A 15,412-nucleotide genomic window follows, 5' to 3' on the forward strand; every position below is an offset into this window, starting at 1 on the left:
TGTTACATCAAAAATGAGGAGAGATAAAAATGGAAGATGCAGGACTATTGCTTATTCGTATTATGATTGGTGTGGTGTTTCTGTTTTATGGATCACAAAAATTATTCGGCTGGTTTGGCGGATACGGGATTAAAGGAACCGGACAATGGTTCGAATCAATTGGGGTTAAACCAGGTAACGTCGCGGCCGCTTTATCAGGTTTTGGGGAATTAGTAAGCGGAATTTTATTTATTTTAGGTGTATTCCTCCCGCTTGGAGCTGCTATCATAACGATCATTATGTTAGGTGCCATCGTAAAAGTCCATGGAGCGAAAGGATTTGCGAATGGCGCGGGCGGTTTTGAATATAACGTGGTGTTGATTGCAGTCTCCATCGGGGTTGCACTCATCGGTTCAGGGGCTTACGCTTTGCATTTTTAATACGAAAGTATGTAAGAACAGTTACTGGCAAGCGGTAACTGTTCTTTTGTTTTGCCATTTTCATGCAAACTTGCAGGTGCCCTGCAAAGCAAAAAAGCGGATATCATAAATATAAATGTGTATAGTGAATGATACGTATCGATGCTTGGTCATGAAAAATAGACCAATTTGAAGGAGTAAATGGATGAAAGAGATGACAGAATTACATTCATTAGATGCTATAGAGCATTTTATTAAGCAGCATCAATTCAGTTTTATCTATATATCAAGACCCGGCTGTACAGTATGTCATGCTGTTCTGCCGCAACTCAGAATATTATTGGATCAGTTTCCAAACATCACATTGGGGCATATCAATGCTGACGATGTAGAAGAGGTAGCCGGCCGATTTTCGGTCTTCACCGTCCCTGTGCTTCTTTTGTTTATCGATGGGACTGAGTTTCTGAGAGAAGCTCGTTTTGTTCATTTTGAACAGTTCGAAGAAAGGCTGAAAAGGGTTTATCGTTTATATGAAGATGAATAAAGCTTTACGCTTTCCAAATGAAAAGGAGCTCTCAGAAATGGGGCTGGAGCAAATGAATCAAGATGATCTGTATCATACATGAGGAACAATCAGGGGATATAAATGATTTTCTCATTTCATCATATCTTCAGCCGTCATCTAGTAGAATATCATTGGGCTTGCATAAAAACATCACATCAAACTCCAGCAAAATCATTTCTAAACAAACCAATAAGTGAAGCAAAAAAGGGTGTTACAAGGTGTAGCATCCTTTTTGATTTTCTAGAAATAGTAATATTCAAATAATGTAGGAAGGGGGCTTTATTAATTAGAGCAAAGATATTTAAGAAAGAAGGGCATCATCGTGGGGATCGTCACAAGGGAAGAGGCGGTTCACAGCATCATGGACCAAAAACTTTTCGCCGCGGCAGGGCCATTGCATTTTTAAAGATGATGCATTTTTTCTCTTATATCCCTACAGTCTTTTATACTGGTTTGCAGGAAATCTTTTTCTCTTATCGAATGATAGAGAGTCAGAGGCTTAAAACGGGTTATTGAAGAGCTTTTCATTTGTACGCGGTGAGTGTCCGGCATTGGCTGGACTTTTTTTACAAGGAGGAATACAGGATGGCGTTAACTTTGGAAGATATGACTGTGGAAGAGTTTAAAGCATTTCGCGGGATGTCCGTGCAAAATTATGCGAAACAAAACATAGCGTCGGGAACTTGGACAGAAAAAGAGGCGATTGAGAAATCGGAGCAAGCATATGAGAAAATGATTCCGGATGGACGAAACAGCAGCAATCACACCTTTTGGAACATTACAAATGAACAAGGGGAAAGGATAGGCTGGCTCTGGCTATATGCTGATCCGCTCCATCCACAAAAGGAAGCGTTTATTTATTCCTTTGGATTATATGAAGCCTATCGCGGAAAAGGGCTGGCTCAATTGGCGCTTCAAACGCTGGATGGAAGAGCAAGAGAGATGGGCGTGGAAAGACTTGCGCTTCATGTGTTTGCGCACAACGAGACAGCCGTCCATCTCTATCAGAAGATGGGCTATATCATGACAAATATCAAAATGCGGAGACAGCTGTGCTAGCAGGTGAAAATGCCGGTCTGCTTAGCGGACGCGTTTAGTCCGATAAAAGACAATGACTACTTGGGTAGCGTCGCGGCGTATTTTATTCCCTCCTTTGAGACGCTAAGGTCATGGGAATCGATAGAGTCATGAGGAATTCCAAAATCATTGAGATGTCTGAGGTTGTTGAAGAAGAAGTGGCGTCTATCATTGATTTTTTAAGTCCCGGAAGCATGTGCTAAATGTAGCCTTTTGCAGGCAATGTCATTTAAGGCTCTATCTTTTGGCGAAGGCTTAAAAAATACCAAGGGCGAAAGCCCTTGGTATCCCTTACACACTATTGATCCAGCTCTTTCATTCGTTTCGTAAGCTCATTGAACGCCTGATCAAGCTCTTTGTACCCTTTATCATTTGGCGTCATAAAACTAAGCTTTCCCAGCACTTCTTGTCTTTCTGTCTCTAGCTTTAAACGAAGCTCTTCCCGGTCATTCCTTTCTGAAGGAACGTCCTTCAATTGCTTTTCGATGCCATTGTCTGAAATAACGAGTTTACTGTTCGTTGTTTTCTCAAGAAAATAACGATCGTGTGATACCACAATCAGTGTGCCGCTGTATTGTGACAGTGTTTCTTCCAGCTGTTCGCGTGACGGCAGGTCGAGGTGATTGGTCGGTTCATCTAATATCAGCACGTCTTTTTCCTCTAAGATATATGCCATCAACTTGCACTTTACACGCTCACCCATACTCATATGTTGAATTGGTTCTGTCCATTGAGAAGCTGTAAAGCCCAATTGCGTCATGATATTCTGCACGTTCCCTCTTGCCTTGAACGTGTCTTGATAAAATAACTCCTCCGGTGTTTGTGCTAAAGGCAAATCAAATACTTCCTGTGTTAAATAACCGATTTTTGCAGATGGTGATATCCATACCTTTCCCTCTGCCGTTTCCTGTCCAAGAATGACTTTCAATAAGGTTGTTTTTCCGCTGCCGTTTGGGCCTGTAATGGCAACCTTTTCTCCGTGCTGAATCGTAAAGCGGGCGTTTTGAAACAGTGTCTTTTCGCCAAATGACTTCGTCAGGTTTTGAACCTCCAAAAACCGTTTTCCTGTTTTATGAGCTGTATCAATTGAAAAACGAACAGTATATTCCGGATCGACAGGTTCAGCCTTTGTTTTTTCGAGTTCTTTTTCAAGCCGCTTTTGTTTCGATTTGATCTGGGCATCTGTGCGCTTTGCTTTTACACGATGGTATTCTTTAAACCCTTCCTTTTTCGTCGATTGTGCGTGGGCTTTTTTCGACCATGAAGTGAGTTCTGTCATTTGTGCTTCAATTCGTTCAATCATTTTCTGCTGTTTTTCATATTCACGCTGCTGTGCCAGTCTTTTCTCTTTCCGGAACTTCATGTAACCAGAGTAATTCCCTTTATATTCAGTCAGCGTGTGGCCCTCGATTGACCATATTTTCGTGGCAACTTCATCTAAGAAATACCGATCGTGCGAAACGAGAATGACAGTGCCGCTAACATTTTTCAGCTGTTGAATGAGAAATTGCAGGCTTATGTCATCAAGATGGTTTGTCGGTTCATCTAGCAGGAACAGGTCTGCATCCTCTGATAGTCCTTTTGCCAGCCGTGCTTTTAGTTTTTCTCCGCCGCTTAACTGGCTGAAATCACGGGCTGGCACATGCCATTTCTCCAGCAGTTTCACTTCGGCAGGTGTCTGATTCTCAAAGGAATACGATTCAGTCTCCTGTTCAACCAGCACCGTTTTTAAGCCGTGCTGCATCCATTGGATTTGTCCCTGTGACGGAGTTAAGTCCTTGTTGATCAGGTGAAGCAGTGTCGATTTTCCAGCTCCATTTTTACCGATAATTCCAATGATATCGCCTTGCTGAACGCTTGCATGTATGTGATTAAAAATGGTAAGATCCTTCACTTCATAGCTGACGTTTGTAAGTTTTAATTGTTCTTTCATCTATATCCCTCGCTTTAAGGGAGAACAAAAAAATCCTCCCAAATGTTTTGGAAGGATTAGCCGTGCCTTTGCCATGATGAAATAAGCTATTCTTCATAAATAGCTCTTACGTATATAGAAAATGGGCAGACTAATCCTATTTTTTATGATTTGAAATATACAATTTCAAACGGGAAAAATAAGATTAGTTAATCATTGTCCACCCATCATCCCTTCTCAATTTATTACAAACAATATAGCATTATTTTTCAATTTGAGCAAAGAAAAATTGGAACTCCTCTGGATATTCAATTAAAAAAGCTCCTGCTCTCATTTCTGAGGGCAGAAGCTGTAAGAGGGTTATTGCTGCTTTAATTTTCTTACTTTATAAATCACAATCAGCAAAATAAACCAAACCGGTGTAACAAATAAAGAAACCCGAGTATCCTGTGCTAATGCCAGCACAACAAGGACAAACGCCAGGAACGCTAAAATTAAGTAATTCGTAAATGGGTAAAGCGGCAGCTTAAATTTGTTTGCTTTCGCTAATTCAGGTCTTGTTTTACGGTATTTCATATGGCAGATAACGGTAATTCCCCAAATGTAGATAAAGCATACGGTGGAAATACTTGTGATCAAGGTAAATACGCCTTCCGGCATGATGTAGTTCAATGTGACACCGATTAAAATCACAATAGCTGAAAAGAACAATGCATTTCTCGGTACCTTGCGCGGTGTCAGTTTTGCCATTGATTCCGGCGCATTCTTATCTTTCGCCAGTGAATAGACCATTCGGCTTGTACTAAATACAGCACTGTTGCAGGCTGAGGCAGCTGACGTTAATACAACAAAGTTGATAATGCTTGCCGCACCGACGATGCCGACTGCAACAAAGACCTGTACGAATGGGCTTTCGCTAGGGTTGATGACATCCCATGGATAGATGCTCATAATCACAAGAAGCGCCCCAATATAGAAAAGCAGCACCCTTACAGGGATATTGTTGATCGCCTTAGGGATGACTTTTTCAGGGTTTTCTGTTTCACCCGCTGTAAGCCCGACGAGTTCAATACCGACAAAGGCAAACACAACCATCTGGAACGACAGGATAAACCCGTGCATGCCATTTGGAAACATACCTCCGTGGCTCCAGAGATTTGTGAAACTGGAGACGCCTGAGCTTGTGGAAAAACCTTTAAAGATCATGACAAGGCCAATGACGATCAGCGCCAAAATGGCAATGACTTTAATTAAAGCAAACCAAAATTCTAATTCTCCAAAAAGCTTGACGGTTGCCAAGTTCATAATCAGTAAAATAATCAGAGCGATTAAGCCGGGCACCCATTGCGGCACACCAGGGAGCCAATATTGAGTGTAGAGCCCGACGGCTGTCAGATCAGCCATTGCAATCGAAATCCAGCAGAACCAATAAGTCCAGCCGGTGATAAAGGCTGCCATATCGCCTAAATAGTCTTGTACAAAATCAACAAAAGAGTGATAGTTCAAATTTGATAGCAGCAGTTCACCCAGAGATCTCATAATCAAAAAGCAAATGATCCCTGTGATCATGTAAGCAAATAGAATCGACGGTCCGGCAAAATGAATGGATTTTCCTGAGCCGAGAAATAAGCCCGTTCCAATGGCCCCGCCGATGGCGATGAGCTGGATGTGCCTGTTTTTCAGGCCTCTTTCCAATTTTTGCTGATTTATATTGTCTTTCGTCATGTCGTCTGTCACTTTGTGTGTTCCTCCATTGAAAATTGTTTATTGAGTCAGCAATATATTTTTAATGATTATTATAACACTAAAATTTCGATCTTTTTTACTATACAGGAAATATGGAAGGAAATTTTAAGGTTTATCGATTCTTCACATGATACGAAAAAAGCGGCTCAATTGTGGGAGCCGCTTTTGTTTACGCCATTTTATGCTTTTTTCATATACAGATAAAGCCCATAATCAGTCGGAGCAGATGCGTACCCTATCTGATGCAGCATCGCTGTTATGTTGCCGCGGTGGTATGTCCCGTGATTCACAACGTGGGGAACCAGCTCAGAAACAGTCGTTTTCATGATTCCACCTGAGGGATTTATAATCTGGAGGGGCTTATTGAGCTGTTCTTTTTGCTGCAAAAATAATGTATAGCGCTCCGATAATGTCAGAAACTGGACTTCCATTTCCTCCATTTCTTTTGCTTCTGTCTGTTCTTTAAGTTGTTCAGCTAACGCCAAAGCATCGGTCATGCTTTGGCCGGAAAACACTTCCATCCAGCCGAGATCAGAAAGATAAACATGAGACAACACATGCGATATCGATGGAAACACGCTTTGAACTTCTTGGTGGTACACCTCTTTTGGAAGCTCTTTTAATCGGTTGAATATTTGCTGATTGGCCCAGACGTTATATTCATACAATTTTAATGAAAAATCCGACATGTTAATTTTCCCCTTTCGCGTTTATAGAATCTATTATACACGAACGAGTGTTCTTGTTGTCGTGTTCGTGAATAAAATATGTTGACAGACATAGTTTAGGGGAATAAACTAATTGACATTGATCATAAAGTTTAGAGGGGTAAACTATAGTGAGGAGGGGCAGATGTTGAATGAACAAAAGCTATGTCAGGCGATAAACCTGTTTGTAGAAGTATTACTTGAAGGGACAGAGTTTGTGCATCGTGAAATCAATCAGGATGTCTTCAAGCATATCTCAAGGGAGCAGGCAGACCTGTTAAAAATTTTAAAAGTCAAGGGCCCAACGTCTCCCGGCAGCCTGGCCATGTATCAAAATGTACATAAAAGCGCGATTTCGAACAGGCTGAAAAAGCTGATCGATAAGGGATTGGTTGAATGGGATGACTGTCCGGCAAAAAGTGATAAGCGCTCTAAGCTTATTAACATCACAGCCAGCGGTGAAACCATACTGGAAGAATTAGATTCAGCCATTTTTAATGCTCTCAAAGAGCTGATTGATGATATAGATGAGAAACACTTAAATTCTATCATAGAGATATTCACCATTCTAAAAAGCAAATTTAAAGGAGGAGATTCTGCAGAATGAGAGCAATCATCAAATTCAAGTGGGCCATTGCAGCAGTTATATTAGCACTTACCGTCGTATTGAGTTTGTTTTCTCCGAACTTAACGGAGCTGGCCAATCAAAAGGGGCAGGCCCAGCTTCCTGCTGATGCTGTTTCAGAAAGAGCAAATGCCATTTTAAAACAAGCGGGCGAAGACAATAATTCGCTCAGTATCGTCGTTACATTAGACCACGCTCTGAAGAAAGAAACAGAGGATCAGCTCAGGAAAATGATTGATAAAGTCAAAAAGATCGACGGTGTAGAAGAAGTAACGTCTCCTCTAACAGCAGAAAAAGAAGTCAAAGACCAATTGATTTCAAAAGACAAGAAAACGATTCTCATTCCTGTCACGATTACAGGTTCTGATAAAAAAGCGGAAAAAATCGCGGATGACATCTATAAAATCGTTCCTAATGATTTGACTGCATATATTACGGGAGCCTCTCTCATCAATCAGGATTTCGCTCACAGCTCAGAAGAAGGACTCAAGAAAACGGAAGTGATCACAGTCTGCTTGATCATCGGTTTACTGCTGATCGTGTTCCGATCTGTTGTGACGCCTTTTATCCCGATTGTAGTTGTCGGTTTCTCTTATCTGATCAGTCAATCTATACTGGGCATCCTTGTATACAATGTAGATTTTCCGATCTCGACGTTTACGCAAACCTTCTTAGTTGCCATCCTGTTCGGTATCGGAACAGATTACTGCATTCTGCTTCTTACCCGATTCCGTGAAGAGTTAGCAAACGGGCATGATAAAAAAGAAGCGGCGCTTATCGCTTACCGTACAGGAGGAAAAACCTTATTTATTAGTGGATTTGCGGTATTGGTCGGTTTTTCCGCCTTAGGATTTGCGAAGTTTGCGATTTTCCAATCCGCAGTAGGGGTCGCAGTCGGTGTAGGGATCTTAATGATCATTCTCTATACACTGCTGCCATTATTTATGGTAACGCTGGGTGAGAAATTATTTTGGCCTTCTAAGAAAGTGCTGTCGCACAGTGACAACAAATTATGGGCGTTTCTCGGCAGACATTCCGTTATGCGTCCGTTTCTGTTTATTGCCATTACGGTGTTTATCACGCTTCCGTTTATTTTGACCTATGATGACCAGATTTCCTTCGATTCGACTGCGGAAATCAGCAGCGATTATAAATCAGTAAAAGCTCTCGAGGCCATCAAAGATGGATTCGGTGAAGGGAAAGCGTTCCCGATCAATGTTGTCATAAAAGGAGACAAAGATCTCACAACAGCTGATACAATCCCTTATCTCGGAAATATCAGCAAAGCGATTGAGAAAGTCGAGCATGTTGACTCTGTCTTGACCATCACGCAGCCGACTGGTGAAAAAATCAAAGATTTATATATTGATAAACAGCTAGGCTCGGTTTCAGACGGGCTAGATAAGACGGTAAAAGGAATTGCAGATGTCCAAAGCGGTTTAACTGATATCGAAAACGGGTTGAATCAAATGGCGGGTCAAACTGGCTCAAACTCAAATAGCAGCTCCGGCGGTTCACTGGGCGATGCGGCAGACGGATTGGGCAAAATCAATCAGCAGCTGCAGCTCGTAAGTAAACAGATTTCCCAAACCGGCAATACTGCACAGACCGTGCAGCAGCTTGCGGCAATCAGCGGACAGCTTGGACAGATTCAAACCGGACTTGAACAAGCGAACCAGCAGATCTCAGGCCAGCAGGCGCAAGCTGGAACACTGACAGAAAGCCTGAAGAAGCTTGCAGGGGGCGTGAAGAGTGCAAATGATGGCCTGACGAAAATCTCTGACGGCATGACAGCTTCCAGTGATATGTTAGAGGACATGAGCAAAAGCTCAACCGTAAGGGATACAGGGATATTCATTCCTGATCAAGTCATGAAGGATAAAGACTTTAAGAAGTCAATCGACCAATATTCCTTTGAAGACGGCAAAGGCGTGCAATTAAGCGTCGTCTTGGATTCTAATCCTTATTCAGAACAAGCCATTACAACAATAAACCAAATCAAAAAAGCTGTAGCAAACGAAGTGGACGGCACTCCTCTCGAGGATGCACAGGTCGTATTCGGCGGGGTCACGAGTGTGAATGCTGACTTAAAAGAGCTTTCCACAACGGACTTCTCCAGAACAATGGTGATCATGATTATTGGCCTGTTTATTGTGTTAACGATTTTGTTCCGCTCCATGATCATGCCGATTTATATGATCGCGTCACTGCTGCTGACGTATTATACGTCGATATCCATAACGGAATTAATTTTTGTAAACGGCTTAGGTAACGCCGGCGTCAGCTGGGCAGTACCGTTCTTCAGTTTTGTCATATTGATCGCGTTAGGCGTAGATTATTCGATCTTCTTGCTGGACCGATTTAAGGAAGAGGTACACCTTGGCATTCATCAAGGTGTCATCAGGTCAATGAGCAAAATGGGCTCTGTCATCATCACCGCGGCTATTATTTTGGCCGGTACATTCGCGGCGATGATGCCATCAGGCGTCAATACGCTGATGCAGGTGGCAAGTGTCATCATTATCGGGCTGCTGCTTTACGGCCTTGTCATTCTTCCGCTCTTGATGCCGGCAATCATTGTTACATTTGGAGAAGGAAACTGGTGGCCGTTTGGCAGAAAGAAAAATATAGAATAGAAAAAAAGAGTGGTGACAATTCATTTGTTCATCACTCTTTTTTGTAGATGGAAGAGGCCGTTTTTCGTCTGTCAGCAAGCGATGAAATACATGGAGGGGAAGGGGGGGAAAGCCTCAACTTTTCTGCATCTGTTGTCAGGCAAATGTCTCCTGCGTACAGCGTATATGCGGGAACAAAAGGCGCGGTTGAGCAATTCGCCCGTCAGCTAGCCAAAGAATTAGCCGGAAACAAATCACCATTAATGCGGTTGCACAAGGGCCAGAGAACACCGGGCTGTTTCATGCAGGCAAAACCGAGCAGCAGCTAGAAGGAGTGAACAAGTCGACTGCATTGGCGAACCGGAGGATATCGCAAATGTGATTGACTTTTTGGTGAGCGAAAAATCCCAATGGATCACAGGCCAGACGATCCGTGTGCATGGCGGATTTATCTAAAATGAAAAAGCTCCCAAGAGTCATTCTTGGGAGCTTTGTATTATTTCCATTCTGCAATGGTATCAACCGGCAGACGGTAGGAAGCGTATCCTTCGTCCGCAGCTTTTCCGATAGAAAGAAGCATAACAGGCACATAACGCTCTTTGTCTAATCCGAAGGCTTCTGCGATGTTTTCTTTATCGTAGCCGCCGATCGGATTTGTGTCATAGCCGTGCGCGCGTGCAGTCAGCATAAGCTGCATAGAAACAAGGCCGCCGTCAATCAGGATCGTTTCACGGTTTACCTGTGCAGGAAGCTTTTCAAAATGAGCAGTCAGGGCAGCGATTTGTCTGTCTTTTACCTCCTGCGGCATGTAACCGAGCTCAACGGCTTTTGAATAAATTTCTTCTAAATAGTCTGCATTGTTCATGTCTGCAAAAACAGCGATGACGGCAGATGAAGTTGTGACCTGTGTTTGGTTAAAGCTTGCTAACGGCGCGAGCTTCTCTTTTCCTTCCGGGCTGTCGATGACGAGAAAACGCCATGGCTGCGCGTTGACAGAGGATGGTGCAGTTGTAGCTTCCTCTAGGATTTCTGTCATTTCTTCTTTGCTGATTTTCACTGTCGGATCATAATTGCGAATGGAACGGCGTCCTTTCATAATCTCCATAAAATCGTTTGTTTTAATCATGTTGATACACTCCTTTTAAGCTTCGATATTATCTATGTTGTTTCGCATGCGCCCAAGCACATTAATAAGCACGCGGCGCTCTTCAGCACTTACATTTGCGAGCATTTCTTTCATGAAACGCTCCTTTTCTTTCTTAGAAGACTCGATTCGTTTTCTTCCTTGATCTGTTAACCGCACAAGGGTAATCCGATTGTCTTCGGGCTTGCGCCGTCTTGATACCATGCCTTTTGCTTCAAGCTGTTTTAGGTGTCTTGTGACGGCCGCGCTATCGATATTGACTTTCTTTTGAAGGTCGCTTTGACTAATCTCATCCGCATGATAAAGCAATGTCAGCAATTCCAAACGAGATTGGCTGATGCCCGTGCATGCCTCGAACTTCACGCCAATCACTTTGTTCACGCCTTGCAGCTGATATAAAATCTCGGCTTCCTCAGAACAAAATGATGCCAAAACCCATCCCTTCTTTCTTGTCAAAAAAATAATTGATATATCAATGATTGACATATCAATTAATATACAACGATTGATTTCAATTTGCAAGCCTTTTGCACATTTGAAAAACCTCCCAACATATAAGTTGGGAGGTTCTTGTTATCCTTGCGGCTCAGGATAAAACATCAGCAGAAAAAAGCTGGCCGTTTCCTGTGATGAATTGATGTAGCTGTGCGGTGTGGATCCCGTAAACTGCAAGGCGTCTCCGGAAACAAGCGTATGCTTCTGGTCCTGCAGATTGACGGTTAACTCGCCCTCTTTAATTAAAATGTATTCTTCTCCTAAATGTGTTTTTGCTTCATGTATGCACCCCGGTTTCAGATCGACAACATAAATTTCAAACTTTGTTTCAGGATTGTAGGGAAAAAAGGGGTAAACGATGTAGTTTTCTTCATTATCTGTAACAGGTTCAATATCTTTGAGATTAATTTTTCTTACTTTCGGCTTGTCTTCTTTCAGAAAAACAGAAAAAGATACTTGCAGCCCATTTGCGATCTTCCAGAGAGTGGTGACAGTCGGGGTCGATTTTTCTTTCTCAATTTGTCCGAGCATCGCTTTGCTGACGCCTGTTAACTCAGAAACTTGATCAAGAGTCAGGTTTCTGCTTTTTCTGAGTTTGGCAAGATTCTTTGCGATAATGGCTTGGATATCATCCATACATGTATCTCCTTACGTCATATTCGCTTTATTATAGCACATTAAAATCAGCTCTTACATACTGTTGTAAGCTATAACGTATATGTGTATAATATGTTAGACTAGGAGGGGGACAGAATGATATCAGAGAAGGAACTAACTCATGCCCAAACATGCGAGCCATCGTTCATACAAGGGTTTAAAGATTGTGTCCCGACGCTAATCGGCTATATCAGTATAGGTTTGGCTGCCGGTATCGTGGGGATTGCCTCGCATTTAAGTGTCCTTGAAATTACACTGTTGTCAGGTTTGGTTTTTGCAGGCGGCGCCCAGTTCATTATCTGTGCTTTGTTAGCAGCCAACAGTCCGATGTCCGCTATTATCCTGACAACGTTTATTGTGAATTTACGAAATTTTCTATTAAGTGCTTCGCTTGCTCCTCATTTTTCAAAGTATTCGCTAGTGAAAAATGTGGGGATCGGCATGATGGTGACAGATGAGTCCTTTGGTGTTGCTTCAAATAAGATTGTAAAAAAAGAACCGATTAGTGATCGATGGATGTTCGGTTTAAATCTCACTGCATATGCGTGCTGGGTGCTTTCTTGTGTGGCAGGTGCAGTCTTTGGTAAATGGATTACCGATCCGGAAATGTTCGGACTCGACTTTGCGGTGACGGCTATGTTTTTAGCATTGCTGATTTTGCAGATGGAACATGTTGTGCCTGCAAAGGTTAAACACTATGTATCTCTCATCATTTATATGGTGATTGCGATGATTATTTTCTCTTTCATTATGCCGTCTCATCTCGCTGTCATCATGTCAACGATCATCGTAGCGACAATCGGGGTGGTGACAGATAAATGAGCATAAATGCATACATCCTGACGGTGATTATCGGCTGCGCGCTGGTCACAGTGATTCCCCGCGTGGTTCCATTTTTAGTTGTACGGAATATTTCCTTGCCGGTGCCTGTGCTGAAATGGCTCTCCTATGTACCGGTTTGTATATTGACGGCACTTGTTGTGAAGGATTGCATGATTCAATCCAATGATTCTCTGAAATTGAATTGGCAGGTGGCTGTTGTATTAATTCCAACTCTATTGATTGCAATGAAAACAAAAAGTTTATCTATGACAGTTATCAGCGGTGTTGTTCTTATGGCCGGCTTGCGCTTATGGGTATAAAACAGCTGTTTATATTTACATCAAAACTCACGATATCAGGGGGGAGCAGACCCTGGTATTTTTTGTGTCTATGATTCAATCTTTAAGCGGCTTTCACTGGCTGAAAGTTATGGTACAATATACAAATGTTTTACAGCTTCAATCAATTGTTGGAGTGACATCTATTGAAAATAAATACTAGATTAAAGGGAAGGTTTTGATAGAATGCTGCAAAATCCAACTGGAAAAGAGCGTTTGGCATTGGCGTTTCTGCTCGGCATGCTTGCTATATTGGGCCCGCTTAATATAGATATGTATTTGCCTAGTTTTCCTGACATTGCCGATGATTTATCGGCCAGTGCCTCGCTTGTACAGTTAAGTTTAACAGCCTGTCTGATCGGGCTTACCATAGGTCAAGTGATTGTCGGGCCGGTCAGTGATGCGCAGGGAAGACGGAAACCGCTATTAATCTGTATTTTCTTATTTGCGTTATCTTCTCTGTTCTGTGCGCTTTCACCAAACATTACAACACTAGTGGCAGCCCGTTTTTTACAGGGGATTACGGCCTCTGCGGGACTCGTGCTGTCTCGGGCAATCGTGCGGGATGTGTTTACAGGGAGAGAGCTTTCTAAATTTTTCTCACTGTTAATGGTGATTACTGCAGTCGCGCCAATGATTGCGCCAATGACAGGCGGTGCTCTTTTATTGCTGCCGTTTGCAACGTGGCATACGATTTTTCACTTTTTAACGATCATCGGATTTGTACTTGTTCTGATTATTGCGCTGAAGTTAAAAGAAACATTGCCGCCGGAAAAGCGGATTCCAAGCTCAATCGGAACATCTGTCAGAACGATGGGGAGCCTGCTGAAGGATCGTTCTTTTATGGGCTACGCGTTAACTGTCGGATTTATTCACGGAGGAAGCTTTGCTTATGTATCCGGTACGCCTTTTGTGTACCAGGATATTTATGGGGTGTCGCCGCAGGTGTTTAGTATTTTATTCGGCATAAACGGCTTGGCGATTATTACGGGAAGTTTTATGATCGGGCGCTTTGGCGGAATCATTCATGAAAAAAGCCTGCTCCGCATGGCGGTCATTACAGCTATGATTGCGACTGCCGTGCTATTAACGATGACGATGATTCACGGCCCTCTCGCTGCATTGGTTATCTCTATTTTTGTCTATATGATTACGATCGGCATGGTTCTGACGAGCACATTTACGCTGGCCATGGAAAAACAGGGGCACCGCGCCGGAAGTGCAAGTGCGCTGCTGGGAATGCTCCCGCTGCTCCTTGGCTCCATCGTTTCGCCGCTTGTGGGCATTGATGAGACGACAGCTGTTCCGATGGGAGCGATCATGTTTGTTACAGCAGTTATCGGTTCGCTCGCCTTTTTTAGATTAACAAAGGAGAGCGTGAAGCAAAATTAATCAAAAAAACCTGACGGCATGTCAGGTTTTTTTTTGATCTCATTAAAATAGCAAAAGCAGGCCGGCGATGGCCGGAGTCAAAAAGATTGCGGATTTCAAGACGGCCTTTGGCATGAGATTGGTGAATTTCGCGCCAACATACGCACCGCACATGGTTCCGATCAAGACTTTGACCAGCAATACATAATCAACAAATCCTTCCGTGATATACCCTATGCCTCCTCCTACAGCAAGAGGGATAATGACAAGCATCGTCGTTCCGACAGAATGACGAATGGACAGGTTCAGCATAATCATTAAACCGATCTGGATAAAAGGAGCAGAACCGATGCCGAATGTGCCGGAAAGTATGCCTGATACGATTCCTAAAATCACGGCTTTTGTATACATTGATACATTGCTTTGATTCACTTGAGGTTTTTCTTTTAAGATAAATAACCTGATTAGAATAAGAATCGCTGATAAAAATAACATTCCCGCTGTCAAATAATGAAGCAAATCGGCCGGAATAAAAGATGTCAGCTTTGCCCCGAAAAATGATCCAACGGCAGCGAAGCACCCGACCGTTAAACCGATTTTTAACTGGATGTTGCCTTCCCTGTAATGGCTGTACGCCCCCGATAAGCTGGTGAAAGCCATACCGGCGAGGGAAGTGCCTAAAGCCGTATGAATCGGAATATGAAAAACAAGGGTTAAAAGAGCGATAACAAAGCCGGCTCCCCCAGCACCAATAAAGCCTAAAATGATTCCAAGAAGAAACATAACAAGAATAATGAGCATAGCTTTTCCTCCATTGTATACTGAGCTGTAAATGTAATGATCTAGTGATTGTAGCTGAGGCGAACTGTTCGGTAGCACATGAGAGGATCATCTCATTGGTTGACAGTAGTCCGTCGACCGTCGTTTAGCAAAAATATCG

At 42.8% G+C, this 15,412-nt stretch carries 14 protein-coding genes and 2 pseudogenes; 9 read left to right on the forward strand and 7 right to left on the reverse strand.

Features of this window, described 5'->3' with window-relative positions:
- Nucleotides 1-29: 29 nt before the first annotated feature.
- The 3 genes from NST56_RS03020 (at nucleotide 30) to NST56_RS03030 (ending at nucleotide 2,022) form a co-directional block, all read left to right on the forward strand.
- Nucleotides 30-419: a DoxX family protein gene (locus NST56_RS03020; protein WP_268450627.1), complete on the forward strand. Its 390-nt coding sequence runs from the start codon at nucleotides 30-32 to the stop codon at nucleotides 417-419.
- Between the two features lie 184 nt (nucleotides 420-603).
- Entirely contained in the window at nucleotides 604-942 is a 339-nt protein-coding gene (locus tag NST56_RS03025; protein WP_339179866.1) for a thioredoxin family protein, read from the forward strand.
- A gap of 606 nt (nucleotides 943-1,548) precedes the next feature.
- Complete coding sequence (locus NST56_RS03030; protein WP_268450624.1) at nucleotides 1,549-2,022, forward strand: GNAT family N-acetyltransferase; 474 nt, start codon at nucleotides 1,549-1,551, stop codon at nucleotides 2,020-2,022.
- A 316-nt stretch (nucleotides 2,023-2,338) separates the two neighbouring features.
- Here the strand turns inward: NST56_RS03030 and abc-f are convergent, their stop codons facing one another.
- From abc-f to dinB, 3 genes are all read right to left on the reverse strand, one after another.
- Entirely contained in the window at nucleotides 2,339-3,973 is a 1,635-nt protein-coding gene (gene abc-f / locus NST56_RS03035; RefSeq protein ID WP_339179869.1) for an ABC-F type ribosomal protection protein, read from the reverse strand.
- A gap of 339 nt (nucleotides 3,974-4,312) precedes the next feature.
- Entirely contained in the window at nucleotides 4,313-5,689 is a 1,377-nt protein-coding gene (locus tag NST56_RS03040; RefSeq protein ID WP_010333171.1) for an amino acid permease, read from the reverse strand.
- A gap of 188 nt (nucleotides 5,690-5,877) precedes the next feature.
- Complete coding sequence (gene dinB, locus NST56_RS03045) at nucleotides 5,878-6,387, reverse strand: damage-inducible protein DinB (protein WP_339179872.1); 510 nt, start codon at nucleotides 6,385-6,387, stop codon at nucleotides 5,878-5,880.
- A 166-nt stretch (nucleotides 6,388-6,553) separates the two neighbouring features.
- On the opposite strand from dinB, the gene NST56_RS03050 reads away from it, so the two are divergent.
- From NST56_RS03050 to NST56_RS03060, 3 genes and pseudogenes are all read left to right on the forward strand, one after another.
- A complete protein-coding gene (locus NST56_RS03050) occupies nucleotides 6,554-7,012 on the forward strand; it encodes a MarR family transcriptional regulator (protein WP_326332700.1) in 459 nt (152 codons plus the stop codon).
- Nucleotides 7,009-9,666: an MMPL family transporter gene (locus NST56_RS03055; RefSeq protein ID WP_339179875.1), complete on the forward strand. Its 2,658-nt coding sequence runs from the start codon at nucleotides 7,009-7,011 to the stop codon at nucleotides 9,664-9,666. Before NST56_RS03050 ends, NST56_RS03055 begins: the two co-directional genes overlap by 4 nt.
- A gap of 60 nt (nucleotides 9,667-9,726) precedes the next feature.
- Nucleotides 9,727-10,101: pseudogene (locus tag NST56_RS03060) on the forward strand (SDR family oxidoreductase); the annotation flags it as partial.
- 40 nt (nucleotides 10,102-10,141) lie between these two features.
- On the opposite strand, the gene NST56_RS03065 reads toward NST56_RS03060, so the two are convergent.
- The 3 genes and pseudogenes from NST56_RS03065 to NST56_RS03075 all read right to left on the reverse strand — a co-directional run bounded on the left by NST56_RS03065 (nucleotide 10,142) and on the right by NST56_RS03075 (nucleotide 11,920).
- Entirely contained in the window at nucleotides 10,142-10,771 is a 630-nt protein-coding gene (locus NST56_RS03065; RefSeq protein WP_339179878.1) for a nitroreductase family protein, read from the reverse strand.
- 15 nt (nucleotides 10,772-10,786) lie between these two features.
- Nucleotides 10,787-11,280, reverse strand: a pseudogene (locus tag NST56_RS03070) (MarR family transcriptional regulator).
- An 82-nt stretch (nucleotides 11,281-11,362) separates the two neighbouring features.
- Nucleotides 11,363-11,920 (reverse strand): helix-turn-helix domain-containing protein, encoded by a 558-nt coding sequence (locus NST56_RS03075; protein WP_010333178.1) that lies wholly within the window; start codon nucleotides 11,918-11,920, stop codon nucleotides 11,363-11,365.
- A 117-nt stretch (nucleotides 11,921-12,037) separates the two neighbouring features.
- Here NST56_RS03075 and NST56_RS03080 point away from each other — a divergent pair, with 117 nt between their 5' ends.
- From NST56_RS03080 to NST56_RS03090, 3 genes are all read left to right on the forward strand, one after another.
- The gene (locus NST56_RS03080; RefSeq protein WP_339179880.1) at nucleotides 12,038-12,763 is read left to right on the forward strand and encodes an AzlC family ABC transporter permease; all 726 of its coding nucleotides are present in this window, start codon (nucleotides 12,038-12,040) and stop codon (nucleotides 12,761-12,763) included.
- A complete protein-coding gene (locus NST56_RS03085; RefSeq protein WP_339179883.1) occupies nucleotides 12,760-13,083 on the forward strand; it encodes an AzlD domain-containing protein in 324 nt (107 codons plus the stop codon). Before NST56_RS03080 ends, NST56_RS03085 begins: the two co-directional genes overlap by 4 nt.
- A 204-nt stretch (nucleotides 13,084-13,287) precedes the next feature.
- The gene (locus NST56_RS03090) at nucleotides 13,288-14,493 is read left to right on the forward strand and encodes a Bcr/CflA family efflux MFS transporter (protein WP_010333181.1); all 1,206 of its coding nucleotides are present in this window, start codon (nucleotides 13,288-13,290) and stop codon (nucleotides 14,491-14,493) included.
- Nucleotides 14,494-14,535: 42 nt separating this feature from the next.
- Here NST56_RS03090 and NST56_RS03095 read toward each other — a convergent pair whose 3' ends face one another.
- Nucleotides 14,536-15,273 carry a sulfite exporter TauE/SafE family protein gene (locus NST56_RS03095; RefSeq protein WP_010333182.1) on the reverse strand — a complete coding sequence of 246 codons (738 nt, stop codon included), beginning with the start codon at nucleotides 15,271-15,273 and terminating at the stop codon, nucleotides 14,536-14,538.
- Nucleotides 15,274-15,412: the final 139 nt, after the last annotated feature.

This window comes from Bacillus sp. FSL R5-0560 (assembly GCF_037966305.1).
Classification (GTDB): Bacteria; Bacillota; Bacilli; order Bacillales; family Bacillaceae; genus Bacillus; species Bacillus mojavensis.

What these genes read in the sequence shown, in the direction of transcription:
- NST56_RS03075 (WP_010333178.1), bottom strand. Translation starts at nt 11,920, where the DNA reads ATGGATGATATCCAAGCCATTATCGCAAAGAATCTTGCCAAACTCAGA.
- NST56_RS03080 (WP_339179880.1), top strand. Translation starts at nt 12,038, where the DNA reads ATGATATCAGAGAAGGAACTAACTCATGCCCAAACATGCGAGCCATCG.
- NST56_RS03025 (WP_339179866.1), top strand. Translation starts at nt 604, where the DNA reads ATGAAAGAGATGACAGAATTACATTCATTAGATGCTATAGAGCATTTT.
- NST56_RS03065 (WP_339179878.1), bottom strand. Translation starts at nt 10,771, where the DNA reads ATGATTAAAACAAACGATTTTATGGAGATTATGAAAGGACGCCGTTCC.
- NST56_RS03085 (WP_339179883.1), top strand. Translation starts at nt 12,760, where the DNA reads ATGAGCATAAATGCATACATCCTGACGGTGATTATCGGCTGCGCGCTG.
- NST56_RS03020 (WP_268450627.1), top strand. Translation starts at nt 30, where the DNA reads ATGGAAGATGCAGGACTATTGCTTATTCGTATTATGATTGGTGTGGTG.
- abc-f (WP_339179869.1), bottom strand. Translation starts at nt 3,973, where the DNA reads ATGAAAGAACAATTAAAACTTACAAACGTCAGCTATGAAGTGAAGGAT.
- NST56_RS03095 (WP_010333182.1), bottom strand. Translation starts at nt 15,273, where the DNA reads ATGCTCATTATTCTTGTTATGTTTCTTCTTGGAATCATTTTAGGCTTT.
- NST56_RS03090 (WP_010333181.1), top strand. Translation starts at nt 13,288, where the DNA reads ATGCTGCAAAATCCAACTGGAAAAGAGCGTTTGGCATTGGCGTTTCTG.
- dinB (WP_339179872.1), bottom strand. Translation starts at nt 6,387, where the DNA reads ATGTCGGATTTTTCATTAAAATTGTATGAATATAACGTCTGGGCCAAT.
- NST56_RS03030 (WP_268450624.1), top strand. Translation starts at nt 1,549, where the DNA reads ATGGCGTTAACTTTGGAAGATATGACTGTGGAAGAGTTTAAAGCATTT.
- NST56_RS03055 (WP_339179875.1), top strand. Translation starts at nt 7,009, where the DNA reads ATGAGAGCAATCATCAAATTCAAGTGGGCCATTGCAGCAGTTATATTA.